This window comes from Sphingomonas panacis (genome assembly GCF_001717955.1).
Lineage (GTDB): Bacteria > Pseudomonadota > Alphaproteobacteria > Sphingomonadales > Sphingomonadaceae > Sphingomonas > Sphingomonas panacis.
Map to the genome: position 1 here is coordinate 1,120,873 of NZ_CP014168.1, position 26,875 is coordinate 1,147,747.

General features: G+C 65.8%; 30 protein-coding genes. 16 read left to right on the forward strand and 14 right to left on the reverse strand.

Annotation, left to right across the window (positions count from 1 at the left end; genetic code table 11):
• Positions 1-33 precede the first annotated feature (33 nt).
• From J0A91_RS04980 to J0A91_RS04995, 4 genes are all read right to left on the reverse strand, one after another.
• Positions 34-768, reverse strand: a complete 735-nt coding sequence (locus J0A91_RS04980) for a class I SAM-dependent methyltransferase (protein WP_069207052.1) — start codon at positions 766-768, stop codon at positions 34-36.
• Positions 769-962: 194 nt separating this feature from the next.
• Positions 963-3,491, reverse strand: coding sequence for a DNA topoisomerase (ATP-hydrolyzing) subunit B (gene gyrB / locus J0A91_RS04985; protein WP_150126831.1), 2,529 nt, complete (start codon positions 3,489-3,491; stop codon positions 963-965).
• 61 nt (positions 3,492-3,552) lie between these two features.
• Positions 3,553-4,215 carry an HAD family hydrolase gene (locus J0A91_RS04990; RefSeq protein ID WP_069203977.1) on the reverse strand — a complete coding sequence of 221 codons (663 nt, stop codon included), beginning with the start codon at positions 4,213-4,215 and terminating at the stop codon, positions 3,553-3,555.
• Entirely contained in the window at positions 4,212-4,880 is a 669-nt protein-coding gene (locus tag J0A91_RS04995; RefSeq protein ID WP_069203978.1) for a YggS family pyridoxal phosphate-dependent enzyme, read from the reverse strand. The genes J0A91_RS04990 and J0A91_RS04995 overlap by 4 nt, the downstream gene beginning before the upstream one ends.
• A gap of 22 nt (positions 4,881-4,902) precedes the next feature.
• Here J0A91_RS04995 and J0A91_RS05000 point away from each other — a divergent pair, with 22 nt between their 5' ends.
• On the forward strand, positions 4,903-5,448 hold the full coding sequence (locus J0A91_RS05000; RefSeq protein ID WP_069203979.1) for a thiamine phosphate synthase: 546 nt from the start codon (positions 4,903-4,905) through the stop codon (positions 5,446-5,448).
• Positions 5,449-5,561: 113 nt separating this feature from the next.
• Here J0A91_RS05000 and J0A91_RS05005 read toward each other — a convergent pair whose 3' ends face one another.
• Entirely contained in the window at positions 5,562-6,245 is a 684-nt protein-coding gene (locus tag J0A91_RS05005; protein ID WP_338056964.1) for a hypothetical protein, read from the reverse strand.
• 262 nt (positions 6,246-6,507) lie between these two features.
• Between J0A91_RS05005 and J0A91_RS05010 the strand changes: the two genes are divergently transcribed.
• Genes J0A91_RS05010 through holA form a run of 4 tightly spaced genes read left to right on the forward strand, consistent with a single transcriptional unit; the run spans position 6,508 to position 11,013 of the window.
• Positions 6,508-6,942, forward strand: a complete 435-nt coding sequence (locus J0A91_RS05010; protein ID WP_069203980.1) for a DUF3576 domain-containing protein — start codon at positions 6,508-6,510, stop codon at positions 6,940-6,942.
• A gap of 35 nt (positions 6,943-6,977) precedes the next feature.
• A complete protein-coding gene (leuS, locus tag J0A91_RS05015; RefSeq protein ID WP_069203981.1) occupies positions 6,978-9,509 on the forward strand; it encodes a leucine--tRNA ligase in 2,532 nt (843 codons plus the stop codon).
• Complete coding sequence (lptE, locus tag J0A91_RS05020) at positions 9,506-10,003, forward strand: LPS assembly lipoprotein LptE (RefSeq protein ID WP_069203982.1); 498 nt, start codon at positions 9,506-9,508, stop codon at positions 10,001-10,003. The genes leuS and lptE overlap by 4 nt, the downstream gene beginning before the upstream one ends.
• Positions 10,000-11,013 (forward strand): DNA polymerase III subunit delta, encoded by a 1,014-nt coding sequence (gene holA / locus J0A91_RS05025; protein ID WP_069203983.1) that lies wholly within the window; start codon positions 10,000-10,002, stop codon positions 11,011-11,013. Before lptE ends, holA begins: the two co-directional genes overlap by 4 nt.
• A gap of 3 nt (positions 11,014-11,016) precedes the next feature.
• Here the strand turns inward: holA and J0A91_RS05030 are convergent, their stop codons facing one another.
• From J0A91_RS05030 to J0A91_RS05055, 6 genes are read right to left on the reverse strand one after another with little or no spacing between them, the layout of a single operon-like run.
• Complete coding sequence (locus J0A91_RS05030) at positions 11,017-11,919, reverse strand: ParB/RepB/Spo0J family partition protein (protein WP_069203984.1); 903 nt, start codon at positions 11,917-11,919, stop codon at positions 11,017-11,019.
• Complete coding sequence (locus tag J0A91_RS05035) at positions 11,916-12,713, reverse strand: ParA family protein (RefSeq protein ID WP_069203985.1); 798 nt, start codon at positions 12,711-12,713, stop codon at positions 11,916-11,918. Before J0A91_RS05035 ends, J0A91_RS05030 begins: the two co-directional genes overlap by 4 nt.
• Complete coding sequence (gene rsmG, locus J0A91_RS05040) at positions 12,701-13,327, reverse strand: 16S rRNA (guanine(527)-N(7))-methyltransferase RsmG (RefSeq protein WP_069203986.1); 627 nt, start codon at positions 13,325-13,327, stop codon at positions 12,701-12,703. The genes J0A91_RS05035 and rsmG overlap by 13 nt, the downstream gene beginning before the upstream one ends.
• Positions 13,324-15,165, reverse strand: a complete 1,842-nt coding sequence (gene mnmG, locus J0A91_RS05045; RefSeq protein ID WP_069203987.1) for a tRNA uridine-5-carboxymethylaminomethyl(34) synthesis enzyme MnmG — start codon at positions 15,163-15,165, stop codon at positions 13,324-13,326. Before mnmG ends, rsmG begins: the two co-directional genes overlap by 4 nt.
• A 54-nt stretch (positions 15,166-15,219) precedes the next feature.
• Complete coding sequence (mnmE, locus tag J0A91_RS05050; RefSeq protein ID WP_069203988.1) at positions 15,220-16,503, reverse strand: tRNA uridine-5-carboxymethylaminomethyl(34) synthesis GTPase MnmE; 1,284 nt, start codon at positions 16,501-16,503, stop codon at positions 15,220-15,222.
• Between the two features lie 2 nt (positions 16,504-16,505).
• Positions 16,506-16,733: a DUF6489 family protein gene (locus J0A91_RS05055; RefSeq protein WP_069203989.1), complete on the reverse strand. Its 228-nt coding sequence runs from the start codon at positions 16,731-16,733 to the stop codon at positions 16,506-16,508.
• Positions 16,734-16,783: 50 nt separating this feature from the next.
• Between J0A91_RS05055 and J0A91_RS05060 the strand changes: the two genes are divergently transcribed.
• Positions 16,784-17,251 carry a methylated-DNA--[protein]-cysteine S-methyltransferase gene (locus J0A91_RS05060; RefSeq protein WP_069203990.1) on the forward strand — a complete coding sequence of 156 codons (468 nt, stop codon included), beginning with the start codon at positions 16,784-16,786 and terminating at the stop codon, positions 17,249-17,251.
• Between the two features lie 85 nt (positions 17,252-17,336).
• Here J0A91_RS05060 and rho read toward each other — a convergent pair whose 3' ends face one another.
• From rho to hemE, 3 genes are all read right to left on the reverse strand, one after another.
• Entirely contained in the window at positions 17,337-18,593 is a 1,257-nt protein-coding gene (gene rho / locus J0A91_RS05065; RefSeq protein ID WP_069203991.1) for a transcription termination factor Rho, read from the reverse strand.
• Positions 18,594-18,750: 157 nt separating this feature from the next.
• Positions 18,751-19,203, reverse strand: coding sequence for a CopD family protein (locus tag J0A91_RS05070; RefSeq protein ID WP_069203992.1), 453 nt, complete (start codon positions 19,201-19,203; stop codon positions 18,751-18,753).
• Positions 19,200-20,258 (reverse strand): uroporphyrinogen decarboxylase, encoded by a 1,059-nt coding sequence (hemE, locus tag J0A91_RS05075; protein ID WP_069203993.1) that lies wholly within the window; start codon positions 20,256-20,258, stop codon positions 19,200-19,202. The genes J0A91_RS05070 and hemE overlap by 4 nt, the downstream gene beginning before the upstream one ends.
• A 286-nt stretch (positions 20,259-20,544) precedes the next feature.
• Between hemE and J0A91_RS05080 the strand changes: the two genes are divergently transcribed.
• The 10 genes from J0A91_RS05080 to J0A91_RS05120 all read left to right on the forward strand — a co-directional run bounded on the left by J0A91_RS05080 (position 20,545) and on the right by J0A91_RS05120 (position 26,818).
• Positions 20,545-21,354 carry a pyruvate, water dikinase regulatory protein gene (locus J0A91_RS05080; protein WP_069203994.1) on the forward strand — a complete coding sequence of 270 codons (810 nt, stop codon included), beginning with the start codon at positions 20,545-20,547 and terminating at the stop codon, positions 21,352-21,354.
• Positions 21,351-21,947, forward strand: a complete 597-nt coding sequence (locus tag J0A91_RS05085) for a Maf family protein (protein WP_083224514.1) — start codon at positions 21,351-21,353, stop codon at positions 21,945-21,947. Before J0A91_RS05080 ends, J0A91_RS05085 begins: the two co-directional genes overlap by 4 nt.
• Positions 21,944-22,753 carry a shikimate dehydrogenase family protein gene (locus J0A91_RS05090; RefSeq protein ID WP_069203995.1) on the forward strand — a complete coding sequence of 270 codons (810 nt, stop codon included), beginning with the start codon at positions 21,944-21,946 and terminating at the stop codon, positions 22,751-22,753. The genes J0A91_RS05085 and J0A91_RS05090 overlap by 4 nt, the downstream gene beginning before the upstream one ends.
• Positions 22,750-23,343 (forward strand): dephospho-CoA kinase, encoded by a 594-nt coding sequence (gene coaE / locus J0A91_RS05095; RefSeq protein ID WP_069203996.1) that lies wholly within the window; start codon positions 22,750-22,752, stop codon positions 23,341-23,343. The genes J0A91_RS05090 and coaE overlap by 4 nt, the downstream gene beginning before the upstream one ends.
• A 7-nt stretch (positions 23,344-23,350) precedes the next feature.
• Complete coding sequence (dnaQ, locus tag J0A91_RS05100; protein WP_069207055.1) at positions 23,351-24,043, forward strand: DNA polymerase III subunit epsilon; 693 nt, start codon at positions 23,351-23,353, stop codon at positions 24,041-24,043.
• Between the two features lie 55 nt (positions 24,044-24,098).
• Positions 24,099-24,692, forward strand: a complete 594-nt coding sequence (gene hpf / locus J0A91_RS05105) for a ribosome hibernation-promoting factor, HPF/YfiA family (protein ID WP_069203997.1) — start codon at positions 24,099-24,101, stop codon at positions 24,690-24,692.
• A gap of 71 nt (positions 24,693-24,763) precedes the next feature.
• The gene (locus J0A91_RS24810) at positions 24,764-25,231 is read left to right on the forward strand and encodes a PTS sugar transporter subunit IIA (RefSeq protein WP_069203998.1); all 468 of its coding nucleotides are present in this window, start codon (positions 24,764-24,766) and stop codon (positions 25,229-25,231) included.
• Positions 25,218-25,685, forward strand: coding sequence for a PaaI family thioesterase (locus tag J0A91_RS05110; RefSeq protein ID WP_069203999.1), 468 nt, complete (start codon positions 25,218-25,220; stop codon positions 25,683-25,685). The genes J0A91_RS24810 and J0A91_RS05110 overlap by 14 nt, the downstream gene beginning before the upstream one ends.
• Positions 25,682-26,017, forward strand: coding sequence for a DUF1491 family protein (locus tag J0A91_RS05115; RefSeq protein ID WP_069204000.1), 336 nt, complete (start codon positions 25,682-25,684; stop codon positions 26,015-26,017). The genes J0A91_RS05110 and J0A91_RS05115 overlap by 4 nt, the downstream gene beginning before the upstream one ends.
• A gap of 162 nt (positions 26,018-26,179) precedes the next feature.
• A complete protein-coding gene (locus tag J0A91_RS05120; RefSeq protein WP_069204001.1) occupies positions 26,180-26,818 on the forward strand; it encodes a cell wall hydrolase in 639 nt (212 codons plus the stop codon).
• The last annotated feature ends 57 nt before the right edge of the window (positions 26,819-26,875 follow it).

Consider the following 26,875-nt stretch of genomic DNA (forward strand, 5'->3'; position numbering starts at 1 on the left):
CTTGCAATCGGCGCGGCCCCCGGGGGCGTTTGCTCAGCGCCGCCGGAATTTGTAGACGAACTGGTCGGTATGGCCACGGATCGCGGGATCGAACACCTTGAGCGTGTGATCGTCGGCCGGGTTGGCGAGCGCCTTGGATTCGCCGACGAAGATGAAGCCGGCGTTGATCACCTGCCGCTTGACGATGGCGGGGTCGATCCGGTGCAGCGTCTCGGTATCGGCAAGGCCCGAGCCGGCAGGCGCGGCATGGTCGATCACGACATAGGTGCCGCCGGGCTTGAGCGCCTTAAACACCGCCGCGTTGAACGCGCTCAGCGCCGATTCACCGCCGCCCTTGTTGGCGATGTCGTGGTAATTCTCGACCGTCCAGACGAGATCGACCGGCTTCGGCACGGTGATGATCGCAGGATCGACCGCCGCCGTCACATTGGCGAGGCTGCGGGCCTGAAGCGCCGCGACACCCTTGGCGCCATAGGCTGCGGACGCGTTGGGCCAGAGCGCATAGACATGGCCGCTCGGCCCGACGATGCCGGTGAAGATGCGCGTCCAATAGCCGCCGCCCGGCAACAGATCGACGACCTGCTGCCCCGGCTTGACGCCGGCGAAGGCGAGCACTTCCGCAGGCTTGCGGCGCGCGTCGTCGCCCTGCTGGTCGGCCCGCGCGGGATCGGCGAGCGCCTTCTCGATCGCGGGCGTTACCGCCGGTGCGGCGAGGATCGCGCCCGGAACGACGAGCGCGGCGACGGCGGCGAGAGCAAGGTAACGCATCGGCTGATCCTCTCCTGGATTGGCCCGCACCTTACTGCCGATGCGCGACTCTGCAATGACCACCTCGCGGAAATCCACCGCCCCCGCCACGCCGTTCGTGCTGAGCTTGTCGAAGCACGTGCGCCAAGCGTTGCCCTCGGGACACGCCCTTCGACAAGTTCAGGGCGAACGGGGTGAGATCGAGTCCGTAGTCCTCAGACGTCGAGATTGGCGACATTGAGCGCATTCTCCTGGATGAACTCGCGGCGCGGCTCGACCACGTCGCCCATCAATCGCGTGAAGATCTCGTCGGCGACATCGACCTGTTCGACCTCGACGCGAAGCATCGAGCGGTTCTGCGGGTCGAGCGTGGTTTCCCACAATTGCTCGGGGTTCATCTCGCCGAGGCCCTTGTAGCGCTGGATCGCCAAGCCCTTGCGGCCCGCCGCGAGAATCGCTTCGAGCAGTTGCGAGGGGCGTGCGACCATCGACTCGCCCTTGCCGATCGCGATCGGCGCCGCTTCCGCGTCGGGGTCCGCATCGGTTTCGGGCGCCGGCTCGGCCTCGGCCGCCGCCACCGCCGCGCGCGAGGGCACCAGCCGCGCGGTACGGGCGTAATCTTCCGCGTGTTCACTCGCCAGAGCGTGCAGCTTGCGCGCTTCGGCGGACACGAGAAATGCCGCCTCGAGGATGTGGTGATCGGTCACGCCACGCCACCAGCGCTTGAAGTGGATGCCGCCCTCTTCGCTGACTTCGGCCGACCAGCGCGCCTCCGGATCACCGGCGTCGAGCGCGGCGACGACATCCTCGACTCGCGCGGCGCGCGTCGGGACATCGAGCGCCGGATCGAGCGCGCCGACCAGCGCGAGCGCCTCGACGATGGTCGCGTCGTAGCGGCGCGGCACGTAGCGCATCAGCGTGCGCATCCGCCGCGCATGATCGACCAGGCTGCGCAGATCGGCGCCCGAGCGCGTACCACCGGCGGCACCTTCGAGCACCGTCGAGGCGACGCCGTTCTCGACCAGATATTCGTCGAGCGCGGGATCGTCCTTGAGATACACTTCCGATCGCCCGCGCGTCGCTTTGTAGAGCGGCGGCTGTGCGATGTAGAGATGCCCCGCCTCGATGATCTTCGACATGTGCCGGTAGAAGAACGTCAGCAGCAGCGTGCGGATGTGGGCGCCATCGACGTCGGCGTCGGTCATGATGACGATCTTGTGGTAGCGCAGCTTGTCGAGGTTGAACTCGTCGAGGATGCCGGTGCCCATCGCCTGAATGAGCGTACCGATCTCGCGGCTGGAGATCATCCGGTCGAAGCGCGCGCGCTCGACATTGAGGATCTTGCCCCGAAGCGGCAGGATCGCCTGGAAATGCCGGTCGCGGCCCTGCTTGGCCGATCCGCCCGCCGAATCGCCCTCGACCAGGAACAGTTCGGACTTGGCGGGGTCACGTTCCTGGCAATCGGCGAGCTTGCCGGGCAGCGAGGCGATGTCCATCACGCCCTTACGCCGGGTCAGCTCGCGCGCCTTCTTGGCGGCTTCGCGCGCCGCGGCGGCGTCGATGATCTTGGCGACGATCGCCTTGCCGTGCGCGGGATTTTCCTCAAGCCACTCGACGAGCTTGTCGGCCATCAGCGATTCGAGCGGCTGACGAACCTCGGACGAGACCAATTTGTCCTTGGTCTGCGACGAGAATTTGGGGTCGGGCAGCTTGACCGAGACGATCGCGGTCAACCCCTCGCGCATGTCGTCGCCGGTGAGAGTCACCTTCTCCTTCTTCAACATGCCGGACTTCTCGGCATAATTGTTGAGCGTGCGCGTCAGCGCCGCGCGGAACGCGGCGAGATGCGTGCCGCCGTCACGCTGCGGGATGTTGTTGGTGAAGCAGAGGACGTTCTCGTAATAGCTGTCGTTCCACTCGAGCGCGACGTCGATCGTCACATCGTCGCGCGTGCCCGAGATCGCGACCGGATCGGGCATCAGCGGCTGCTTGTTGCGATCGAGATATTTCACGAACGCAGCGATGCCGCCTTCGTAGAACAGTTCGACGGTCTTGACGTCCTCATGCCGCGCATCGCTCAGGAACAGCCGCACGCCGGAGTTGAGGAAGGCCAGTTCGCGGTAACGGTGTTCGAGCTTGTCGAAATCGAACTCGGTGATCTTAAAGGTGGCGGGCGACGGGAAGAAGGTGACCTTGGTGCCCTTCTTGCCATTGGCATCGCCGACGACCTTGAGCGGGGCGACCGCATCGCCGAACGCGAAGCGCATGTAATGCTCCTGCCCGTCGCGCCAGATCGTCAGATCGAGCCATTCGGACAGCGCATTGACCACCGACACGCCGACGCCGTGCAGACCGCCCGACACCTTATAGGCGTTGTCGTCCGAGGTGTTCTCGAACTTCCCGCCGGCATGGAGCTGGGTCATGATGACCTCGGCCGCAGACACGCCTTCCTCGGTATGGATGCCGGTCGGGATGCCACGACCATTATCCTCGACCGAAACCGAGCCGTCGCCGTTGAGCGTGATGTCGATCCGGTCGCAATGCCCGGCGAGCGCTTCGTCGATCGCGTTGTCGGACACTTCGAACACCATATGGTGCAGGCCCGAGCCATCGTCGGTGTCGCCAATATACATGCCGGGGCGCTTGCGAACGGCGTCGAGGCCCTTGAGCACCTTGATCGAATCGGCGCCATATTCGTTGGGATTGGATGGCTGGCCGGAAGCTGCGGGAGTGGGTGTCGTCATAGCGAGCATATAGGGATTCGCGCCCGCAAACGGAAGCGAAATGGCGAGTCGCCGCGTGGGGTCAGGCGAGGAGGCGGGCGACCTCGGCAAAGTCCGACGCGATCGCCCGGACGCCGAGCGCGCGCAGCCGCTCGGCATGGTCGGGCGAACAGTGGCTGCCACCACAGAAACCGATCACGAACGCGCCCGAAGCGACCGCGCCGGTCGCACCGACGATCGAATCCTCGAGAATCGCGGTGCGCCTGATGTCGACGCCGATCGCCTCGGCGGCGTGGAGGTAAAGATCGGGTGCCGGCTTGCCGCGTGTGACATGCTCCTTGCCCGAATAGAGGTGATCGCCGAACGCGTCGCGCAAGCCGATGTGGTCGAGATGCCGCGCGATCCACGTGGTCGAACTCGACGATGCGATCGCCTTGGGGAGATCGTCCGGCAGCGACCGGACGAAGGCGACCGCACCGGCCACCGCATCGATGCCGGCGGCCATCACACGCGCATCCTCGATGCGGCGCGCGGCGTGGAAATCCTCGCCGAGCGGCTGGCCGATGTGGCTTTCGATCGCGTCGACGAAGCTCCTGCCCGACAACCCCATGAAGCGCGCCATCGCCTCCTCGCGCGAAACCGGATGGCCGATGCCGTTCAGATAGTCAGCGAGATGCGCGTTGCCGAGCGCCTCGCTCTCGATCAGCACGCCATCGAAATCGAAGATCAGACCGTCGAATGTCATCCACGCGCTCCGAACAGCGCGCTGCCGACACGGACATGCGTCGCGCCGAGTGTGACGGCGGTCTCGAAATCGGCCGACATGCCCATGCTCAGTCCGGGTACATCATGGTCCCGGGCGAGCTTGGCGAGCAGCGCGAAATAGGGCGCGGGTTCGACCGCGGCGGGCGGCACCGCCATCAACCCGGCGACCGGCAGATCGGCCGCGCGCGCCGCAGCGAGCAACGCGGGCAGATCGGCGACCGCGCAGCCGCCCTTTTGCGGCTCATCACCGATATTGACCTGAAGGAAGCAATCAGGCCGCTTGCCCTGCCGGTCCATCGCCTTGGCGAGTGCGCTGATGAGCGAGGGCCGGTCGACCGAATGGATCGCGTCAAACAAAGCGACAGCCTCCTCGGCCTTGTTCGACTGGAGCTGGCCGACGAGGTGAAGCGTCACGCCGGGCCAGCGCGCGCGCAGGTCCGGCCATTTCGCCTCGGCTTCCTGCACGCGATTCTCGCCGAACACGCGCTGGCCGGCGGCGAGCAGCGGTTCGATCGCTTCGGCAGCGTGAGTCTTGGAAACCGCGATCAGCGTGACATCGCCGGGTTCGCGGCGCGCGAGGCGGGCGCTGTGATCGATCGCCGCGCGGATGGCGGCAAGGGCTTGGGCGGGATCGTCGGAAGGCATCGACGGCGCTATAGGCTGCGAAATGCGGACCCGCCACCCAGTCCCGACGCTCTGGCTGATGACCGACGAACGGCTCGGCGACGGCCTGTGGGATGCGGTCGCGCGCCTGCCGCGCGGGGCGGGTATCGTGTTCCGCCATTATGCCACGCCGCTGCCCGAACGCCGTGCGCTGTTCGCGCAGCTGGCGCGGATCGCGCGGCGGCGCGGGCTGGTGCTGCTGCGCGCTGGCAGCGTACGGTTGGCGCGTCGTGAGGATGGCGTCCACAATCGCCGCGCTTCGGGTCTCTCGACGCGATCGGCGCACGACCGCCGCGAAGCGGTGATCGCCTGGCGCTCAGGCGCGACGGCGATCTTCGTTTCACCCGTTTTCGCGACACGGTCGCACCCCGGCGCGACCGCGCTGGGACTATTGCGCGCTGCGGCGATCGGACGTGGACTCGGCGTGCCCCTGATCGCACTCGGCGGTATGGACGCACGCCGGTTCAAGCGAGTGCGCGCACTCGGCTTTCACGGCTGGGCCGCGATCGATGCATGGACTTCCTCTCCGCGCCTCCGCGCCTCCGCGTGAACAGATTTTGCATGCGGAAGCGCGGAGGCGCACAGAGAAAGAAATGGGCCGCTACGCGCTATTCGCGTGGCGAAAGCGGTTTAAATACTTAGAGTTTTCGAAAAAGGCGCCGCTCAGAAGCGGAAAGCGGTGCCGATATAGACAGCCTGGCTGTCGTGGCGATCGACGCTCAGATCGGTGAGGCGGTCGCTCCGCTCAGCCTTGTAGCGCACGCCCGCCGTCACATCGAGATTGCGCGTCAGGCGGTACGACCCACCGACATCGACCGAATAGACCGGCGCTTCCTCGACCAGCTTCGGCCCGCCCGGCAACGGCCGATCGGCGCCCGCCTTGACCTGCCCGCTGAAGCGCTTGCCCGAATAGCTCACGCCGACATCGGCCGATTCGCGGCTACCCGGCATCCCGGCGAGATCGACCTTGGCCATATCGCCCGACAAGGCGAACCGACGCCAGCCGACCGCGACGCCGAGATTATACGCGATCGGCGCCAGCGCCACAGTGTTGACCGCGCCATCGCCAGCGCGATCCGCCGTCACCGCGCCACGCACCGAGCGCGCCTGCACCGCAACCGTTACCGCGCGGCTGCCGGAGCGGCGCGAATCGGCAGGGGTAAAGCGGAAGCCGGAAGGATCGAGCCCGCCGCGCGCGAAGATCGCCGCGAGCCGGGGATCGGCCGAAGCGGGGGTGAACCCGCCGATGCCGTGGAACACCGGCATGGCCCCGCGCGCCACGCGTGCCTTGGCGTCATCCGATGCACCGATCGCGGGTGCCGCGACGAGACCGGCGGCGACAAGCACCCCCAATCCAATCCCAGACAGCATCCGAATCGAAATCACCGAAAAAATCCCCGTCGTCCCTGTAAGCGCGGCCCCACGCCACGCTGTTCTTATCAGTTATAACGCGCCTATCACGATTCCATTCCGGCCTGCCACTATCTTGACTCAATTTATCCGCCATGTGGCAGCGGGGACACAGCGGGAGGCCGGCGCGCGGCTTGCGGCTGGCCCGGCATAATCTATAGAGACACTCTCCTTCATGACCACGCTCAGGAAACCGCCCATGTCCCGCCCGTTGCGCACCGCGATCGTGGTCTCGCTGCTTCTGTCGTCCGCCGCGTGCGCCCATAAGGGTAGCCATCCCAAATCGGCGCTCGCCCCCTCCAAGATCACGACGATCGGCGTCAACGCCTATCTTTGGCGGGCGACGCTCGACACGTTGAGCTTCATGCCGCTGGTTCAGACCGATTCCAACGGCGGCGTCATCGTCACCGACTGGTACGTCAACCCGGCGGCTCCGACCGAGCGCATGAAGGTGACGGTGACGATCCTCGATCAGGATCTGCGCGCCGATGGCCTGCGCGTCGCGGCGCTTCGCGAGGTCAACCAGAACGGGCAATGGGTCGATTCGCCAGTGCAGGCGGCGACTGTGCAAAAGCTCGAAGACATCATCCTCACCCGCGCGCGCGACCTGCGCCGCGCCGCCATGGTGAACTAAGCGCGCGAGATTCCGCGCAGGAGTAAAAACAAACAATGTCTCGCTTCAACAGCCTGAAGTCGGATGCGGCATGGCAGGCGGTGTGGGACGAGCGCCGCACCTTCGCCGCCAACGATGCGACGGCGAAGCCGCGCACCTATGTTCTTGAAATGTTCCCCTATCCGTCGGGGAAGATCCATATGGGGCACGTCCGCAACTACACGATGGGGGACGTGCTGGCACGGTTCCGCCGGATGACCGGGCATGAAGTCCTGCATCCGATGGGCTGGGATGCGTTCGGCATGCCCGCCGAGAATGCGGCGATGGAAAAGCACGTCCATCCCGGCGGCTGGACGCGCGAAAACATCGCGACGATGAAGGCGCAGTTGAAGCGGCTCGGCTTCGCGCTCGATTGGACGCGCGAGTTCGCGACCTGCGATCCCGAATATTATGGCCAGGAACAGGCCTTGTTCCTCGACTTGTTCTCGCACGGTCTCGTCTACCGCAAGGAATCGTCGGTCAATTGGGACCCGGTCGACATGACCGTGCTCGCCAACGAGCAGGTGATCGACGGGCGCGGCTGGCGCTCCGGCGCTTTGGTCGAGCGGCGCAAGCTGAGTCAGTGGTTCCTCAAGATCACCGATTTCGCCGACGAACTGCTCGAAGGCCTCGATGGACTCGAACACTGGCCGGACAAGGTCAAGCTGATGCAGGAAAACTGGATCGGCAAAAGCCAGGGGCTACGTTTCACGTGGAACGTCAGCGATGGCGAAAAGGTGGAGGTGTTCACCACCCGCCCTGACACCATCTTCGGCGCGAGCTTCGTCGCGGTCGCTGCGGATCATCCGATCGCGCAGAGGCTTGCCGCCGGCAAGCCCGAGGTCACGGCGTTTATCGAACGCTGCAAGCAAGGCGGCACCACCGCCGCCGAGCTGGAGACGCAGGAGAAGCTCGGTCTTTTCACCGGGCTGACCGCGAGGCACCCGTTCGATCCCGCGTGGCAGGTGCCCGTCTACATCGCCAATTTCGTGTTGATGGAATACGGTACCGGCGCGGTGTTCGGCGTGCCAGCGCATGATCAGCGCGATCTCGACTTCGCGCGCAAATATGATCTGCCGGTCCGTCGCGTCGTCTCGGATGGCACCGACACCGATCCGGCCTTCGTGGGCAACGAGGCCTACACCGGCCCCGGTACGCTGGTGAACTCGCAGTTCCTCGACGGCATGGATATCGAGGATGCCAAGCGCGCCGTCATCCAGCGCGCCGAGGACGGCGGCTGGGGCACCGGCTCGACCGTGTTTCGCCTGCGCGACTGGGGCGTCAGCCGCCAGCGCTATTGGGGCACGCCAATCCCGATCATCCACTGCGACGCCTGCGGCGCGGTGCCGGTCCCGCGCGACCAATTGCCCGTGGTACTGCCTGAGGATGTCAGCTTCGACATTCCCGGCAATCCGCTCGATCGCCACCCGACCTGGAAGCATGTCCCCTGCCCCACCTGCGGCGGCGCGGCGCGGCGTGAGACGGATACACTCGACACGTTCGTCGATTCGTCCTGGTACTTCATCCGCTTCGCCAGTCAGCCGGGCGACAAGCCGTTCGACCGCGTTCAGGCCGAGCGATGGTTGCCTGTCGCGCAATATATCGGCGGGGTGGAGCATGCGATCCTCCACCTGCTCTACGCGCGCTTCTGGACGCGGGCGCTCAGGCACATCGGCATGCTCGACATCGCCGAGCCGTTCGCCGGACTGTTCACGCAAGGGATGGTCACGCACGCGAGCTACTACCAGCGTCCGCACGAGCATGAGCGGCCGATCTATTTCGAACCCTCCGCGATCTCGCGCCGCGCCGACGGCACCGCCTTCGTTACCGAGAGCGGCGAGGACGTCATCGTCGGCCGCGTCGAGAAGATGTCCAAGTCGAAGAAGAACACCGTCGACCCGACCGAGATCGTCGATCAATATGGCGCCGATGCGGTACGGTGGTTCGTGCTGTCCGACTCGCCGCCCGAGCGCGATCTCGAATGGAGCGAGGCTGGCATCGAAGGCTCGTGGCGTTTCGTGCAGCGCGTCTGGCGGCTGTTCGATGGCCTGGCAGACGCGGCGAATGCCGCGGGCAACGACGCTCCGCTCGACCGCAAGCTGCACCAGACGATCGCCGGCATCGCTACCGACATCGAGGCGCTCGCCTTCAACAAGGCCGTCGCCAAGCTGTACGAGCTGGTCAACGCGATCGAACGCGCCGCGCCTTCGGCCTCGCGCAACGCCGCAGTCCGCACGCTGATGCGGCTGGTCGCGCCGATGGCGCCGCATCTGGCTGAGGAAGCCTGGGCGGTCGATGGTGGCGAAGGCCTGATCGCGGACGCGGCCTGGCCCGAAGTCGATCCCGCACTGCTCGTCGAGGACGAAGTGACGATCGCGGTGCAGGTCAACGGCAAGCTGCGCGATACGCTGACCGTCGCCAAGGGTGCCGACAAGGCCACGCTGGAGGCGATGGCGCGCGGATCTGACAAGGTCGTCGCCTTCCTCGATGGCAAGGAACCCAGGAAGGTGATCGTCGTGCCCGATCGTCTCGTGAATCTCGTCGCATGAAGCGGCTCGGCATCCTCCTGCTCGCGCTCGCTTTGCCCGGCTGCGGACTCCACCCGCTCTATTCGGGGGGCAGCAGCGGCGCGGTCGCGACGATGCTGACTCGCGTCGAAGTCGCGCCGATCGACGGAAAGGCCGGCTGGCTGATGGGGAATGCGCTGCGCGACAAGCTCGCCGCGCAAGGTGAAACGCCTCTCTATCGGCTCGAAGTCCGGCTCGATGACAAGATCATTGGCCTCGGCGTGCGCAGGGATGACAGCGTCTCGCGCGAGCGGCGGACTCTGCGGGCGCGCTATCAGCTTGTCGAACTGGCGCATGGCACGGTGGTGCTCGACGCGTCGGCGGGATCGGACGCGGGCATCGACGTGGTCAGCTCGGATTATGCGACGATCGCCGCCGAGAATACCGCGCTCGAGAACCTTTCGGAGATCGTCGCAAACCAGATCATCTCGCGCGTCGCGCTGTATGCGGAACACGCGCCAGCTTCCGAACCGTGAAGGCCAACGCCAACCAGATCCGCATCGCGATCGACGCGGCCAGCCCGGACGTCCGTTTGTACCTGTTTCATGGCCCAGACGAATCGGGCGCACGCGAGCTGGCGGCGCGGGTCGGCCGAGCGCTTGGCCCGGAGGCCGAACGGATCGACCTCGAACCTGCGCAACTCCGCAGCAATCCCGGCCTGCTTGCCGACGAAGCCGCCGCACTGTCGCTGTTCGGCGGTGCGCGGCACATCCGCGTCTCCGGCGCGGGCGAGGAATCGCTCGAAGCGCTGACGTTGCTGCTCGACGCGGAGCGTACCGGCAATCCTGTCGTGGTGATCGCGCCCTCGCTCAAGGCAACCGCCAAGGTCGTTAAGCTCGCGCTCGGCCATCCGCGTGCAATGTGCCTCGCCTGCTATTTGCCCGAGGGTGGCGACGCTGACCGGCTCGCGACCGCGATCGCCCGCGAACAAGGCCTTCGAACCACCGGCGGTACAGCGGCGCGGTTGGCTGCTGCGAGCGGTGGTGACCGCGCGGTGATGACTCGCGAGCTGGAGAAGCTCGCGCTGTATCTCGATGCTGCGCCCGAGCGGCCGCGCGAGTTGGACGACGCCGCGCTCGATGCGGTGGGGGCGGATCTTGGCGATAGCGAGATGTCGCGCGCGATCGACGCCGCGCTCGATGGCAGCCCTGACACGCTCGCCAATGAGCTTGCCCAGCTCGCGGAAGCCAACGTCTCGCCAATCCCGGTGTTGCGTCAGCTCACGCGCCGTTTGGTCGGGCTTGCCGAAATGCACGCCGAGCTCGACGCCGGCGCCGATCCCAAGGCCGTGATCGAACGCGTGTTCTTTCGCGAACGTGCCAACACGTCGCGCGCGTTGCGGCTGTGGGATTCGAACCGAATCAACGACGCGATCAAACGGATTCGCGAGGCCGAGCGCGCGATCATGGCACCGCAGAACCCCGGCAATGTCGTCGCAGACGCCGCCATCATCGTGCTGGCGCGCATGGCCGCACGCCAGCGCTAAGCGTCAGATTCGCTCGCCGCTCAAACGCTGGCAGAGCATGTCGAGCTGATCGAGCGTCGAGAAGCCGAGCGTCAATGCCCCGCCCTTCGCTCCATAGGCAATCCGCACCGATAGCCCGAGCAGATCGGCAAGCTGGTGTTCGAGCGCGCTGAGGTCGGCGTCCTTCTCGCCACTGCCATGCCCGCGCACGCGCGCGGCATCGGGCTTGACGGTACGGGCGAGCTTCTCGGTGTCGCGAACAGAGAGGCCCTTGGCGACCACCTGATCCGCCAGCGCTTCAACATCCGGCGCGCCGATCAGCGCACGCGCATGGCCCATACTGATCGCGCCTTCGACGACACGATCCTGCACGGGCTTGGGCAGATCGAGCAGGCGCAACAGATTGGAGATGTGGCTGCGCGACTTGTGGACGATCTTGCCGAGCGCCTCCTGGGTATGGCCGAAGTCGCTAAGCAAACGCTGATAGGCTTCGGCTTCTTCGATCGCGTTGAGATCCTGCCGCTGGATGTTCTCGATCAGTGCGACTTCGAGCGTCTCGGTATCGCTGAAATCGCGGACGATCACCGGCACTTCGTGCAGCCGCGCGCGCTGCGCGGCGCGCCAGCGGCGCTCCCCGGCAACGATCTGATAGCCGGTGCCGTGCGGCCGCACCACGATCGGCTGGATCACACCACGCGCCGCGATCGATTCGGCGAGCTCGTCGAGCGCTTCCTCGCGGAAGTGGCGGCGCGGCTGACCGGGATGCGGCGTGATCGACCCGACCGGGAGAATCCGCACGCCCTGCGAGACCGGCTCGTTGCCGCCCACCGGCTGCTCACGCGCGATATCGCCCATCAACGCGCCGAGGCCGCGTCCTAGCCCGGACCGACCTTTGGGGCGTGCAATCGGGGTCGTGGCATCACTCATGCGGCAACCTTGGTGGTGCGTTCCGGCGACGTATCGGGCAGTCGCGTAATCAACTCACGGGCGAGTGCGATATAGGCTTCGGATCCAGAACAGCGGAAATCGTAAATCAGCGCCGGCAGCCCATGACTCGGCGCCTCCGAAAGCCGGACGTTGCGCGGAATCACCGTCTCGAACACCACGCGGCCGAGCACGGCGCGGACGTCGGCGGAGACCTGCTCGGTCAGTCGGTTGCGACGATCGTACATCGTCAGCGCGACGCCGATGATCGACAGACCGGGATTGAACCGTTCGCGAATCCGTTCGACGGTGTTGAGCAACTGGCTCAACCCCTCCAGCGCGAAGAATTCGCATTGCAGCGGCACCAGCAGCGAGTTCGACGCCACCATCGCATTGAGCGTCAGCAGCCCGAGCGACGGCGGGCAATCGATCAGCACGACATCCCAATGCTGGTCCGACCGCTCGATCGCGCGGCTGAGCCGGTGCGTGCGCTCCTCATATTCGACCAGTTCGATCTCGGCACCCGACAGATCGACCGTCGCCGGCACGAGATCGAGGCCAGGTACGCATGTACCGATCACCGCGCTCGCCAGCGGCATCTCGCCGAGCAAAACGTCGTAGATCGAGCGTTCGCGATCGTTGCGGCCGACGCCGAGCCCCGTCGACGCGTTACCCTGCGGATCGATGTCGATCAGCAGCACGCGCAGACCCGTGGCGGCGAGCGCCGTGCCGAGGTTGATCGCGGTCGTGGTCTTGCCGACCCCGCCCTTCTGGTTGGCGACCGTTATGACTTGCATCGACGTGCCACTCCCCGCGCTACCACGATCAGCGATTCCTTGTTGGTGAGGCTCTGTTCCACGTGGAACGCACCATGCCATGCACGCTTGGCGATTGCCACCTCATCGCGCGCCGACTGCCCTTTTGGAAGCAACCACAGCGTTTCTTTCGACGCTGAATCGGTCGCAGCGGCAAACAGCGCGTCAAGCGGTGCTACCGCACGCGCCGATATAACCGCCACCGGAGCGGTGGCCAGAGCCTCCGCTTTTCCGGCGAAGACCGAGACCCGATCGCTCGTGCCAAGCGCGTCGGCCGCAGCTTCCAGAAATGCAACGCGGCGCTTCCGGGGTTCGGCAAGCGTCACCGTTCTGTCGGTCAGAGCCGCCACAACCAAGCCGGGAAATCCCGCTCCGCTACCGATATCCAGCCAGGCACCCGGCGCGCGATCCGCCATCGGAATGAGCTGCGCGGAATCGACGACGTGTCGCGCCCAGATCTCCGCTATGGTCGATCGGGCGATGAGGTTCTGCTGTTCGGACTCAGCGACGACGAGATCAACGAACCGCTCCATCCGCGCCATGCCGACGCCGCCAAAATGTGTCGCGATCCAGTCGCGGGCTTCGTTCTCGGTCATGCCGCGCGCCGCCGGGCATGAAGCAGGATCGCAGCAAGTGCCGCTGGCGTGATCCCGCGCAATCGTCCTGCTTGTCCCAACGTCGATGGCCGAGCTGTACTCAGACGCTCGACCATCTCGGCCGACAGACCGGGGATCCCCGTGAAGTCGAGATCGGCCGCGAGCGCGATGGCATCGTTGCCCCGCACCATCGCGATCTCCGCTTCCTGCCGGAGTAAGTACGGCGCGTAACGAACGTCCTCGACGATCTCCGCCAGCAAGCTCGGGTCTGCGTCCGCGACCAGATCCGGCGCCACCTGCGCAACGGTCACGCCCGCCAGCCGCAGCCATTCGGACCCCGGCCTGCGATGCGGACCGGTCGAAACGGGTGCGCCGCGACCGATCAACTCGGCGGGAGAAAGCGGTCGCTCAAGCATCGCCTCGATCCTCGCACGCGCATCGCAGCGCTGCTTAAGACGCTCGCGGCGCACCTCGCCAAGACATCCCGCAGCCTCTGCGATCGGCCCGAGCCGCGTCTCGGCATTGTCGGCACGCAAGCGCAAGCGATACTCGGCGCGCGCGGTCAGCATCCGATACGGCTCGGTGACGCCTTGCAGGACGAGATCGTCGATCATCACGCCAAGATAGCTGCTCGCCCGGTCGAGGATCACCGGCGCAATGTCCAACGCATGGGCGGCGGCGTTGAGACCAGCGACCAGCCCCTGCCCTGCCGCTTCTTCGTAACCGGTCGTACCGTTGATCTGTCCGCAGCAGAATAGACCCGGGATCGCGCGGAGTTCCAGCGTCGCGTTGAGCGCGCGGGGATCGATATGGTCGTATTCGACGGCATAGCCCGGCGTGAGAATACGGGTACGTTCCAGACCTGGAATCGAGGCGACCAAAGCTTCCTGCACGTCGACCGGCAACGACGTCGAAATGCCATTGGGGTAAATGATTGGGTCGTCCAGCCCTTCGGGTTCGAGGAAAATCTGGTGGCCGTCACGGTCGCCGAAGCGGTGGATCTTGTCTTCGATCGAAGGACAATAGCGCGGCCCCGCCCCGGCGATCGCGCCGCCGAACAAAGGCGACCGGTCAAGGCCAGCGCGGATGATCGCATGGGTCGCTTCGGTGGTGCGCGTGATCGCGCAATGCACCTGCGGCAGCGTGCGCGCGGGTGTCAGCGGCGACATCGTCCAGGGATCGGTGTCGCTCGGCTGCTCGTCGAGCCGAGCCCAATCGATCGTGCGACCATCGAGCCGCGGCGGCGTGCCGGTCTTCAACCGTGCCATCGGCAAGCCGGCGCCGCGAAGCTGTTCCGCCAAGATGCTCGCCGCCGCTTCCCCGACACGGCCGCCACTTTCGCGTTCCTCGCCCCGGAAGATGCGCCCGCCCAGGAACGTACCCGTTGCCAGCACCACGGATGGCGCGGCGAGGTCGCGGCCATCCGCCAGCGTGATCCCGACCACACGATCCGCCACCATGCGAAGCGCCGCGGCCTCGCCGGCGACAACGGCGAGGTTGGCCTGCCTCGCCAGCATGGATTGAATCGCGGCTGCATAGCGACGGCGGTCCGCCTGCACGCGCGGCCCCTGCACTGCCAGCCCCTTGCTGCGGTTGAGCATCCGGTAGTGGATTCCGGCTGCGTCGGTCGCACGCGCGATCAGGCCATCGAAGGCATCGACCTCGCGAACAAGGTGACCCTTGCCCAATCCACCGATCGCGGGATTACACGACATCGCGCCGATTTTACTAGGATCGAAACTGACCAGCGCAGTCCTGGCACCGCGCCGCGCAGCCGCAGCGGCAGCCTCGGTGCCGGCGTGGCCGCCGCCGATCACGATGACATCGAACTGGTTCATGGGTTTTCGCTATGCCCGCTGCAGCGCCAAGTCAAAGCGTTCCACGTGGAACAGTCACTTGCCGATGCAGAACCGCCCGAACAACGCGTCGAGTACGGCCTCCACGTTCGCCCTGCCGGTGATGCTGTCGAATAGTGCGCGGGCGCTTCGGATCGCCTCTGCCCGCAAAAGAATATCCGGCTCAGCAGATCCCGCTCGCAGGATCTCCTCCGCACTGGCGAGGAGACCGCGTTGACGCGCGTTGATCGCCATCTCGTCCGGGCTTGAGCCCAGCGCACTGGCGCGCGCCTCCAGCGCGGACCACAAGGCGGCGATCCCCTCACCGCTCGCCGCCGAGATGGCAAGCTCGCGACCAGGGGGCAAAGAGGTCCGGCGCGGGACATCGCACCGCGCGTGCAGCCACATTGCCCCCGCATACGGCGGCGGCGCATCGTCGAGCCAGAGCAGGATATCGCTCGCCGCGATCGCGTCGATCGCGCGCCCAATGCCGATCCGCTCGATCTCATCGGCCCCCTCGTCACGCAGGCCAGCGGTGTCGGTGAGAAGATAGGCGATTCCTGATCGCGTGACGGGCACTTCGATCCGGTCGCGCGTTGTGCCGGCCGTGGCGGAGACGATCGCCACGTCGCGCCCGGCGAGCCGGTTGATGAGAGTCGATTTGCCGCTGTTGGGCGGACCCGCGATCACCACGCGGATACCGTCGCGCAGCCGCTCGACGGACGGCGCGGCAACGAGCGTGCCGATCTCGTCCGACAAAGCTGCCAGTACGCTGCCGGACTGCGCACTCACGGCTTCGGGCACATCGTCTTCGTCAGAGAAATCGAGCGCGGCTTCGATCGAAGCCGCCACATCGACGAGGCGATCGTTCCAGCCTTCGATCTGCTGGCGAAGCCCGCCTTCCGACAAGCGCAACGCGGCACGACGCTGATGCTCAGTTTCGGCGGAGAGGAGGTCCCCCAGTCCTTCGGCTTCGGTCAGATCGATACGACCATGTTCAAGCGCGCGCCGGGTGAATTCGCCGGCTTCGGCTGGTCGCAGTCCCTCGATCGCGCCGAGTGCGGCTTCGAGCGCGCGCTGCGTGGCGCGGCCACCGTGAACGTGCAGTTCGACGATGTCCTCGCCGGTCGCGCTGTTCGGGCCGGGAAACACCAGCACCAGCCCACGATCGAGCAACATGCCGCTCACCGGATCGCGAAGCGCCCGCAGGCTGGCGATACGCGGCTCGGGCAACCTGCCGCACAAAGCTCGAGCCGCCGCGAACGCCCCCGCCCCGCTGATCCGAAGAACCGAGATGGCCGCCGGCGCTGCGCCGCTCGAAACCGCGAAGATCGTGTCCACGGCTATTTCGACGTCGAGGTCTCGAACATCTTGCGCCAGAAACTCATGCCCGCGTCGCCGACCGGTGCCCAGCTCCGCATCATGTTTTCGACCATCTCGTTCGATACGTTGCCGTCCATCGAGTTGGTCAGCATTTCGATATATTTCTCATGCACCGGCGTGAAATCGGGCAAGCCCATGACGCGCCGTGCCTCTTCCGGGGTGCAATCGACCTCAACATTGATCTTCATCGGGCATTCCTCCGCTTGAGCGTCGGAATTGAACGCTCCATACTCCTAGCATGTATGCGCGCGACTTCGCCCTGATCGCAACGCCCATCGGTATGGTCCGGCTGCGCGGTGATATGGATTGGCTCGATGCGATCACGATCGACCGTGATGCGCAGCCCGAAGTCGCGGGTGCAGGTGCGCTTGCCGAGGGTGCCGCGCAGATCGCCGCCTATTTTGCGCGCCGGCTGACGGTATTCGATCTGCCGCTGCGGCCACTCGCCAGCCCGCGTGGGGCTGCGATGCGCGACGCGATGGTTGCGATCGGCTTTGGGGAGACGCGTAGCTATGGAGTGCTGGCGCGATCGATCGGGTCCGGCGCGCGCGCGATCGGCCAGGCGTGTGCGCGCAATCCGTTGCCGATCGTGGTGCCGTGTCACCGCGTGACCAATGCCGACGGATCGCTTGGCGCGTATTCAGCGGGGGACGGGCCGGTTACCAAGCGATGGTTGCTCGATCATGAGCAGGGGCGGCTGATTTAGCAGCGGCACGGCCGTCGGCCGGGGCTGCAGCCCCGCCGCCGAGCCGATGCGAGTCCCGCGCCAGCTTGGCGCGGGCCGCATTCGGCTATTGATTCATGCTGTCGAAGAAATCTTCGTTGGTCTTCGAATTCTTCATCTTGTCGAGCAGGAACTCCATCGAATCGATCGTGCCCATCTGCATGAGGATTCGGCGCAGCACCCACATCTTGGAAAGCTTGCTCTGATCGACCAGCAGCTCTTCCTTGCGCGTGCCCGATTTGCCGACGTCGAGCGCCGGGAAGATGCGCTTGTCGGCGACCTTGCGGTCGAGCACGATTTCGGAGTTGCCGGTGCCCTTGAACTCTTCGAAGATCACCTCGTCCATGCGGCTGCCGGTATCGATCAGCGCGGTGGCGATGATCGAGAGCGAACCGCCCTCCTCGATGTTGCGCGCTGCGCCGAAGAAGCGCTTCGGCCGCTGGAGCGCATTGGCATCGACGCCGCCGGTCAGCACTTTGCCCGACGAGGGAACGACCGTGTTGTAGGCGCGGCCGAGGCGGGTGATCGAGTCGAGCAGGATCACCACGTCCTTCTTGTGCTCGACAAGACGCTTGGCCTTTTCGATGACCATTTCTGCGACCTGGACGTGGCGCGTGGCGGGCTCGTCGAAGGTCGAGGAGACCACCTCACCCTTCACCGACCGCTGCATGTCGGTGACTTCCTCGGGCCGCTCGTCGATGAGCAGCACGATCAGGAACACCTCGGGGTGATTGTCGGTGATCGCCTTGGCGATGTTCTGGAGCATCACCGTCTTGCCGACGCGCGGCGGCGCGACGATCAGCGTGCGCTGGCCCTTGCCCTGCGGCGAGACGATGTCGATGACTCGCGCCGACTTGTCCTTCATCGTCGGATCGCTCGGATCCAGCGTGAGCTTTTGCTCCGGGTACAGCGGCGTGAGGTTGTCGAAGTTGACGCGGTGACGCACCGCATCGGGATCGTCGAAATTGACCGAGATGAGCTTGGTCAGCGCGAAATAACGCTCGCCGTCCTTGGGGCCGCGGATCTCGGCCTCGACCGTATCGCCGGTCCGCAGGCCGAACTTCCGCACCTGATTTGGCGAGATGTAGATGTCGTCCGGGCCGGCGAGGTAATTCGCCTCGGGGCTGCGCAGGAAGCCGAAGCCGTCGGGCAGCACCTCGATCGTGCCAAGCCCCATGATCTGGTCACCGTTCTCGGCCTGGACCTTCAAGATCGCGAACATCAGATCCTGCTTGCGCAGCGTCGAGGCGCTCTCGATGCCGAGCGCTTCCGCCATCTCGACGAGTTCGGCGGGCTTTTTGTTCTTGAGGTCTTTGAGATGCATTGGGGGCGTCCGGAGCGAGATGTGCTGGGAAAGTGAGCGTCGATCAGCGAAGGATACGCGACGAGGCTGGAGACAGGATGCCACACCACGCACGCCAGGACGGCTGCGGATATTGACATTGATTGGACAGCTAGGTGCGGCGCGCAGCCAAGTCAAGTCAGAACGGGCGCACGATCACCAGAATGACGATCAGGGTGAGCAGCACCGCCGGCACTTCGTTGACCATCCGCAGCGTGCGCCCCGTGAGAGTCGCGCGGCCTTTGGCGAGTTTCTTGGCATAGCCGACCGCCCAGCCGTGATAGCCGCTCAGGAGGACCACCAGCGCCAGCTTGGCATGAAGCCACGCCAACCCCGGCACACCGCTGAATAGACCCGCGTTGGCCGCCAGCAGGAGCCCGAACACCCATACCAGCACCATCGCCGGCGTCAGGATGATCGAACGGATCTTGCTCTCACGGTCGGTCCAGCGCGCCGCCTCCTCCGGGTTGCCGAGCGATTCCTGGTGATAGACCAGATAGCGCGGCAGCATGAACAGCCCCGCCATCCAGAACACCACGAAGATGACATGCGCCGCCTTGACCCAAAGATAGGCGTTACCGAGGAAGTTCATCGCGCTCTCCGCACCAGCGCCAGCAGACGCTCGACGTTTTCGATGGGCGTGTCCTGCAGGATGCCATGCCCGAGGTTGAAGATATGGGGGCGATCCGCGAATGCCTCAAGCACGTTCGCCACAGCACCTTCCAGCGCCGCGCCACCGGCGATCAAGGCGAGCGGATCGAGATTGCCCTGAACGGGCAAATCGACCGGCAGGTTCGCCGCCGCCCAGCGGGGATCGACCGTTTCATCGAGCCCGAGCGCGTCGACCCCGGTCTCGCGCGCATAGGCTGGAAGCTTGCCGCCCGCGCCTTTGGGAAAGCCGATCACCGGAACGGTCGGGTGGCGTGCATGCAGCGCCGCGACGATCGCGGCATTGGGCGCTATCACCCAGCGTTCGAACTGCGCGGGGCTGAGCGAGCCCGCCCAGCTATCGAACAGTTGAACAGCCTCGACGCCGGCTTCGATCTGACGTGAGAGATAGGCGACCGTCGTGGCCACGATCGCATCGATAAGGTCCGCAAACCGTGCCGGATCAGTGTAGGCGAAACGTCGCGTCTCGCTCTGGTCGCGGCTGCCATGCCCCGCGACCATATAGGTGGCGACCGTCCACGGACTGCCAGCGAAGCCGAGGAACGTCGTCTCCGCCGGCAGCGCGGCGGCGACGGTGCGCACCGTCGCATAGACTGGATCGAGGAAAGCCGGATTGGGCGTCAGCGCGGCAAGCGCATGATCGAGCAGTGGCGGTGCCAACGCAGGCCCCTCCCCCGCCCCGAAGCTGAGCGACTGGCCGAGTGCTGCCGGTACCATCAAGATATCGGAGAACAGGATCGCGCCGTCGAACCCGAAACGGCGGATCGGTTGCAGCGTCACCTCGGCCGCCGCGTGCGGATCGGTTGCGAGCGCGAGGAAACCACCCTTCTCCGCTCGTAGTGCGCGGTACTCGGGCAAATAGCGCCCGGCCTGGCGCATCAGCCACACCGGCGCGACCGGCTGCTTGGTCCCCCGAAGCGTCGCCAACAGCGGTTTCACCGGGTCGTCTCGATCGAAAGCACGGCGTACCTCTACCATAAGTAAGAATCTAAAAGGATGTTGAAGCTGTTGGCGCGTGGAAGCCGGGGCTTATGCCTTCGTCCACGAAATGCCAACAGCTTGACGGACCAGACTCGGCCCAACGCCTCGGATTCGATTCCGTCGCACCCGCTTTCCACAGCCTGTTGATAGAATCGGCGGCTGTGCGGCGAACTGTGGGAAAGTCGCGGGTTTTCCACCGCGCGATCGGCCTTTGCTGGGTCGCGAAGTTCCGCTAGCGACGATCCCGATGTTATCCACACTCTTGTCCCGTTGAGGCCGGCCGATGCGGCTCCACCTCCATCTCCTTTCGGATTCGACCGGCGAGACGCTGGAGAACATCGCCAAGGCGGCGCTCGCGCAATATGACGACGTCGAGACGATCCGGCACTTCTGGCCGATGGTGCGGACCGAGGGGCACCTCGAACGCATCCTTCAGGAAATATCGCAAAATCCGGGGCTGGTGCTGTTCACGCTGGTCAACAGCGAGACGCGGCGGAATCTCGAGATGCGCTGCCGCGCGCTCGGCCTGCCCGCGGTCGCACCGCTCGACGCGGTGACGGGCGCGCTCTCCAGCTTGCTTGGCCAGCAGGCGAAGGCGCGGCCAGGCCGCCAGCATATGCTCGACGCCGCCTATTTCGCGCGGGTCGACGCGATCCAGTTCACCATCGCGCATGACGATGGGCTGGGTGCCGAGGATTGGGAAGAGGCCGATATCGTCCTCGCCGGCGTGTCGCGATCGTCGAAGACGCCGACCTCGATCTATCTCGCCAATCGCGGCTACAAGACCGCCAACATCCCGATCGTGGTGGAAAGCCCGCCGCCGCCGGTGCTGTTCAGCTTGAAGCGCCCTATGGTGGTGGGGCTGACGACCAGCGCCGACCGGCTGATTCAGGTTCGCCGCAACCGATTGCTGTCGCTCAACCAGGCGCCCGAGACCGCGTATGTCGATCATGAGGCGGTTTCGCGCGAGGTCGCGTGGGCGCGGCGGATGTTCGCCGATAATGGCTGGCCCGTGATCGACGTGACGCGCCGCTCGATCGAGGAAACTGCGGCGGCGATCATCGCGCTCGTTGCCGAGCGGGGTGAATCATGACGGTGATCCTCGCTTCGCAAAGCGCGTCGCGCCGCGCGATGCTCTCGGCGGCACTGGTGCCGTTCGAGGCGGTCGCGGCCGGCGTCGATGAGGACAGCGCCAAGGCGGCGTTGCGGGCGGAGGGCCTGTCCGCGCGCGATCTGGCCGATGCGCTCGCCGAGTTGAAGGCGCTGCGCGTGTCGCAGCGTGACCCGCAAGCGCTGGTGCTCGGCTCGGACTCGATCGTCGAGCTGGATGACGGCACGATGCTCGACAAGCCGGTGTCGCGCGAGAATGCCGCCGAGCATCTCCGTCGCTTGTCGGGCAAGCGCCACGACCTCGTCAGTGCCGCGGTGATCGCCGAAGGCGGTCGTCCGGTGTGGCGGGTGGTGGACCGCGCCAAGATGCACGTCCGCACGCTCTCGGATGCATTCATCGAGCAGTATCTCGACGCCGAATGGCCGGCGATCTCGGGCTGCGTCGGCTGCTATCGGATCGAAGGGCCGGGGGCGCAATTGTTCTCGCGGATTGAGGGGAGCCAGTTCACCGTGCTCGGGCTGCCGCTGCTTCAGGTGCTCGATTATCTGCGTGTACGGGGAGTGATGACGGCATGACGGTCTATGCGGAAGTGATCGGCGACCCGATCGCGCATTCGAAATCGCCGCTGATCCACGGCTTCTGGATCGACGCGCTCGGTCTCGACGCACGCTACGAACGGCGCCACGTCCTGCCGGACGATCTCGCCGGCTATTTCGCCGAGCGGAAAGCCGATGCGGACTGGCGCGGCTGCAACATCACGATTCCGCACAAACAGGCCGCGCTCGACCATGTCGGCGATCCGGGTGGGGTGCGGGAGTCGATCGGTGCGATCAACACCGTGCTACGCCAGCCCGATGGCGTGATGATCGGCACCAACACCGATGCCGCAGGCTTCTACGCGCCGATCGCCGACCGCGATCTGGCCGGCAAGCCAGTGGTGGTGGTGGGTGCCGGCGGCGCCGCGCGTGCGGTGCTGTTCGCGTTGGCGCGCGCCGGGGTCGGCCCGGTGACGTTGCTCAACCGCAATGTCCTCAAAGCGGCCGCGCTGGTGTCGTCGTTCGGCCTCAAAGGCAAGGCTTTGCCGCTGGGCAGCGCGATCCCGCCCGCAGCGCTTGTCGTCAACACCAGTGCGCTTGGCATGATCGGCCAACCGGCGCTGGAGATCGATCTGTCCCCCCTGCCCGACGACGCCCTGGTCTACGACATCGTCTACGCGCCGATCGAAACCGAATTGCTCGCCCAGGCCGATGCGCGCGGGCTTGAGACGATCGATGGCCTCGAAATGCTGGTCGGCCAGGCGGCGGTCGCGTTCGAACTGTTCTTTGGCGCTGCCCCGCCGCGCGACCGCGACGAGGAACTGCGCACGCTGTTGCTGGCGTGATCACATTGGGCCTGACCGGCTCGATCGGTATGGGCAAATCGACCGTCGCGGCGATGTTCGCGCGCAGCGGCGTGCCGGTGTTCGATGCCGATGCGACCGTCCACCGCTTGCAAGGCCCCGGTGGCCGGTTGGTCCCCGTCATCGAGTCGGCCTTTCCCGGCACGACCGGACCGAACGGGGTCGATCGCGCTCGACTGGGCAAGGCCGTGCTCGGCGATACGCCAGCGCTCAAGCGGCTCGAGGCGATCGTCCACCCCGCCGTCGCGGAAGAGCGCGCCGGGTTCCTGCGCGACCATGCCGATGCGCCGCTCGTGTTGCTCGACATCCCGTTGCTGTTCGAAACCGGCGGCGAACATGGAGTCGATCGGGTCGCCGTGGTCGATGCCCCGCCGGCGGTGCAGCGCGCCCGCGTATTGGCGCGGCCGGGCATGTCGGCCGAGAAGTTCGAGGCGATCCTCGCGCGGCAGATTCCCAATGCCGAGAAGGTCGCGCGCGCCGATTTCGTCATCCCGACCGGCGGCGGTCTCGCCGAAGCCGAAGCCGCCGTGGCCGAGGTGATCGCTTGCCTGAGCGCTTACAAAGGCGGATAACGTGGCGATGCGCGAGATCGTGTTCGATACCGAAACCACCGGATTCAGCTTCGCCGACGGCGACCGTCTCGTCGAGATCGGCTGTGTGGAAATGTTCAACCGCGTCGAGACCGGCCGGTCCTTTCATGCCTATTTTCATCCCGAACGCACGATGCCGGCCGAGGCGCAACGCGTCCACGGGTTGAGCGATGCCTTCCTCGCCGACAAACCGCTATTCGCGCACGGCGTTGATGCGTTGATCGAGTTTCTCGGCGATGCGCCGCTGGTCGCGCACAATGCTACGTTCGACTTCGGCTTCCTCAACGGTGAACTCGGCCGCTGCGGGCGACCGCTGATCGGTATGCACCGCATGGTCGATACGATCGTCATCGCGCGCACCCGCCACCCCGGCGCCAAGCACAGCCTCGACGCGCTGTGCTCACGCTATGGCATCGATCGCAGCGCACGCACGTTTCACGGCGCTTTGCTCGACGCGCAATTGCTCGCGCAGGTCTATGTCGAACTGACCGGTGGGCGTCAGATCGGCCTCGGGCTGGTGAGCGACACGCGTGTCGAGGACCGCCCGATCCTCGTCAACGCGGCACCTGCGGTCGTCCGCCCCGCGCGCGTCTTCGCGGCGAGCGAGGCGGAACTTGCGCGCCACGCAGCCTTTCTAAGCTCTGTCTCCAACCCATTATGGGGATCGGAGGCAATTGGTTGACGGTAGCGGACGGAGGGTTCAGCCTGTCCGACCGCGTTGAAAAAGGAGAATGCGCATGGATATCCGAGTCTCCGGCCACCAGGTCGCGACCGGCGAGGCGATCAAGGTCCATGTCGATGAACGCCTGCAGGCGATCGCCACGAAATACTTCGCGCGGGCGATTGCCGCGCAAGTGACCTTCGGCCGCGGCCCGCACGAAGCGTTTACCTGCGATATCGTCGCACACGTCATGCAAGGGCTGGTGCTCAAGGCCAATAATACCGGAATGGAGGCGCACGTCGCGTTCGATGGTGCTGCCGACAAGATCGAGAAGCAGCTTCGCCGCTACATGCGCCGGCTCAAGGATCGCAGCGCCGTACCCGCCGGGGGCGCGACCATCGCCGATGACGGCACCGTCACGGATAATGCCGGCTACACCGTGTTCCAGGAGCAGGTCGAAGAGGAGGACGTCGCCGGCGATTTCCCGCCGATCGTCGCCGAGACGCGCGTTGACGTGCCCGACGCCACCGTATCGGATGCGGTGATGATGCTCGATCTGCGCAACACCACCGCCTTGCTGTTCCGCAACGTCGGCTCGGGCGCCTATAATATGGTCTATCGCCGTGGTGACGGCACGATCGGCTGGGTCGAACCCCACCGCGCCGCCTGACGCTTCCGCCGGCGCGCAATTCGGTCTATGCGCGCCGGCGGAGAGGCGCCGGTGAACGGCCGAGGAATGTCATGACCGAGTTTAGTGATCTGCTCTTGCCCGGCGCGGTTGTGGCGAATCTCGCCGCGAGCGCCAAGAAACCGCTGTTTCAGCAGATCGGCGCGATCGCGGCGTCGGCCTATGGTCTGGACGCCGCCGGTGTCGCGAATGCGCTGGTCGCACGCGAGAAGCTCGGCAGTACCGGCTTTGGTGGTGGCGTCGCGACGCCGCATGGGCGGATCGACGGGCTGGCGCATGTCGTCGGCGTGTTCGCGCGGCTCGCCCAACCGATCGACTTCAAGGCGGTCGATGATCTGCCGGTCGATATCGTCTTCACGTTGCTGTCGCCGCCCGATGCTGGCGCGGCGCACCTCAAGGCGCTGGCGCTGGTGTCACGGAGCCTGCGCGACCGCGCTTTCGTGGCGAAACTGCGCGGTGCGGGATCACCCGACGCGCTCTACGCGCTGTTCAGCACCGGCGAGGCGCGTGACGCCGCCTGACGCCCCCGCCGCCGGAGAAACCGCGCATTTCCGTGCGCTGGAGAATCTCTATGCGGCGGCACCGATTAACCGGTTGTTCGAATCGCGGCTCGAAATCCCCGAGCCGGGCGTCGCGCGAATCCATTTCGAGATCGACGAACGCTACTTTCACGCCGGCGGCGCGGCGCACGGCACCAGCTATTTCAAAATGCTCGACGATGCCGCTTTCTACGCGGCGAACAGCCTTGTCTCGGATCGTTTCCTGCTGACGACCGCGTTCAACCTGCTGCTCACCAAGCCGTTGCGCAGCGGCCCGGTGATCGCCGAGGGCCGCTGGATCAGCGGGCAACGTCGCGTGTTCGTCGCCGAAGCGCGGCTCATCGACGAATCGGGTGAGGAAGCCGCGCGCGGCACCGGCACGTTCATGCGCTCGCGCATCGCGCTGGCGGGTTTGCCCGGATACCGGGCCGCGTGAGCGACCGGCTGCCGACCAACCTGCTCGTGTCGGCACTGTTGCGGCGCGTCAACGATGCCGGCGGCATGGCGATGGTATTGGCCAAGGGCGATGCGCAAGCCGGGTCTATTCTGGTGATTCTGAACGACAAAGGTCGTTTCATCGGTATGGTCGAGCCGGGTCGCGATCTCGAGGGCCACGCCGTGTTGGTGCCCGCCGGCCCCGGCGATACGGCTTCCCCCGGCGAGGTCACGGCCTATTGGCAACGCCGCCGGACGCGCGATCCGGATATGTGGGTGGTCGATCTCGATATCCCGTTTGCGCAACGATTCGCCGCAGAAACGATCCTGTAACATTGACGATCCGGGCCAATGCCCGGATAGCGCGGCCAACAGTTTTGGCGTTGTGTCAGCACGGGTGCGATCCGGGTTGATTACGCAGTCGGGGGATGTCCGGGGGGATCGGCTCGTTTTGAGGCGGTCGCTTGCGCGCACCACCGCATATTTGTCGGTTTAATGTCGCTTCTTCACCGTGCCGCAACCATCGCGGCGATCTTTGCCAGCATCACCGGACTCGCCGGCGCCAGCACACCTGGCTTCGCGCTCCAAATCAACCAGCCTATCAACGCGCAGCCAGCCTCGATGGTTCCGGCAGTCGCAGTGATCCAGACTTCCCCTGACACCACGACGCCTGCGGTCGATCCTGCCGATCCCGCCCCGTCGGATCAGAAATCCACCCCCTCCTACGCTTCGCTTGCCGACGCCGTCGCGGCCCAATCCGACGATGATGCGAGCAGCGACGAGCTTCAGTGCCTTGCCGGCGCGATCTATTATGAATCCAAGGGCGAACCGCTGAGCGGCCAGCTCGCGGTCGCCGAAGTCGTCATCAACCGTAGCAAGTCGGGGCGCTTCCCGGGTTCGATCTGTTCGGTCGTGACCCAGCCGGGCCAGTTCTCGTTCGTGCGCGGCGGCCACGTCCCCGAGATCGACGCCAACCGCAACTACCGCACCGCACTCGCGGTTGCCCGCGTCGCGCTTGCCGATGCCTGGGACAGCCCCGCCTCCAAGGCGCTGTTTTTCCACGCGCGCCGCGTCAATGCGAACTTCAATCGCACGCAGGTCGCGGCGATCGGAAACCACATCTTCTATCGTTGAAATCGCGAACCGGCCTGAGCCGGTTTGACGTGTTCGTGAAATGTTCTAAGATCGGGA

What these genes read in the sequence shown, in the direction of transcription:
- J0A91_RS05085 (WP_083224514.1), top strand. Translation starts at nt 21,351, where the DNA reads ATGACGGTGATCCTCGCTTCGCAAAGCGCGTCGCGCCGCGCGATGCTC.
- lptE (WP_069203982.1), top strand. Translation starts at nt 9,506, where the DNA reads ATGAAGCGGCTCGGCATCCTCCTGCTCGCGCTCGCTTTGCCCGGCTGC.
- rsmG (WP_069203986.1), bottom strand. Translation starts at nt 13,327, where the DNA reads ATGACCGAGAACGAAGCCCGCGACTGGATCGCGACACATTTTGGCGGC.
- J0A91_RS05010 (WP_069203980.1), top strand. Translation starts at nt 6,508, where the DNA reads ATGTCCCGCCCGTTGCGCACCGCGATCGTGGTCTCGCTGCTTCTGTCG.
- J0A91_RS04990 (WP_069203977.1), bottom strand. Translation starts at nt 4,215, where the DNA reads ATGACATTCGACGGTCTGATCTTCGATTTCGATGGCGTGCTGATCGAG.
- J0A91_RS05120 (WP_069204001.1), top strand. Translation starts at nt 26,180, where the DNA reads ATGTCGCTTCTTCACCGTGCCGCAACCATCGCGGCGATCTTTGCCAGC.
- J0A91_RS05035 (WP_069203985.1), bottom strand. Translation starts at nt 12,713, where the DNA reads ATGCAAGTCATAACGGTCGCCAACCAGAAGGGCGGGGTCGGCAAGACC.
- J0A91_RS05000 (WP_069203979.1), top strand. Translation starts at nt 4,903, where the DNA reads ATGCGGACCCGCCACCCAGTCCCGACGCTCTGGCTGATGACCGACGAA.
- mnmG (WP_069203987.1), bottom strand. Translation starts at nt 15,165, where the DNA reads ATGAACCAGTTCGATGTCATCGTGATCGGCGGCGGCCACGCCGGCACC.
- J0A91_RS05080 (WP_069203994.1), top strand. Translation starts at nt 20,545, where the DNA reads ATGCGGCTCCACCTCCATCTCCTTTCGGATTCGACCGGCGAGACGCTG.
- J0A91_RS05055 (WP_069203989.1), bottom strand. Translation starts at nt 16,733, where the DNA reads ATGAAGATCAATGTTGAGGTCGATTGCACCCCGGAAGAGGCACGGCGC.
- J0A91_RS04980 (WP_069207052.1), bottom strand. Translation starts at nt 768, where the DNA reads ATGCGTTACCTTGCTCTCGCCGCCGTCGCCGCGCTCGTCGTTCCGGGC.
- gyrB (WP_150126831.1), bottom strand. Translation starts at nt 3,491, where the DNA reads ATGACGACACCCACTCCCGCAGCTTCCGGCCAGCCATCCAATCCCAAC.
- hpf (WP_069203997.1), top strand. Translation starts at nt 24,099, where the DNA reads ATGGATATCCGAGTCTCCGGCCACCAGGTCGCGACCGGCGAGGCGATC.
- hemE (WP_069203993.1), bottom strand. Translation starts at nt 20,258, where the DNA reads ATGGTAGAGGTACGCCGTGCTTTCGATCGAGACGACCCGGTGAAACCG.
- dnaQ (WP_069207055.1), top strand. Translation starts at nt 23,351, where the DNA reads ATGCGCGAGATCGTGTTCGATACCGAAACCACCGGATTCAGCTTCGCC.
- J0A91_RS05060 (WP_069203990.1), top strand. Translation starts at nt 16,784, where the DNA reads ATGTATGCGCGCGACTTCGCCCTGATCGCAACGCCCATCGGTATGGTC.
- J0A91_RS05030 (WP_069203984.1), bottom strand. Translation starts at nt 11,919, where the DNA reads ATGAGTGATGCCACGACCCCGATTGCACGCCCCAAAGGTCGGTCCGGG.
- J0A91_RS24810 (WP_069203998.1), top strand. Translation starts at nt 24,764, where the DNA reads ATGACCGAGTTTAGTGATCTGCTCTTGCCCGGCGCGGTTGTGGCGAAT.
- J0A91_RS05070 (WP_069203992.1), bottom strand. Translation starts at nt 19,203, where the DNA reads ATGAACTTCCTCGGTAACGCCTATCTTTGGGTCAAGGCGGCGCATGTC.
- rho (WP_069203991.1), bottom strand. Translation starts at nt 18,593, where the DNA reads ATGCATCTCAAAGACCTCAAGAACAAAAAGCCCGCCGAACTCGTCGAG.
- J0A91_RS04995 (WP_069203978.1), bottom strand. Translation starts at nt 4,880, where the DNA reads ATGCCTTCCGACGATCCCGCCCAAGCCCTTGCCGCCATCCGCGCGGCG.
- leuS (WP_069203981.1), top strand. Translation starts at nt 6,978, where the DNA reads ATGTCTCGCTTCAACAGCCTGAAGTCGGATGCGGCATGGCAGGCGGTG.
- J0A91_RS05090 (WP_069203995.1), top strand. Translation starts at nt 21,944, where the DNA reads ATGACGGTCTATGCGGAAGTGATCGGCGACCCGATCGCGCATTCGAAA.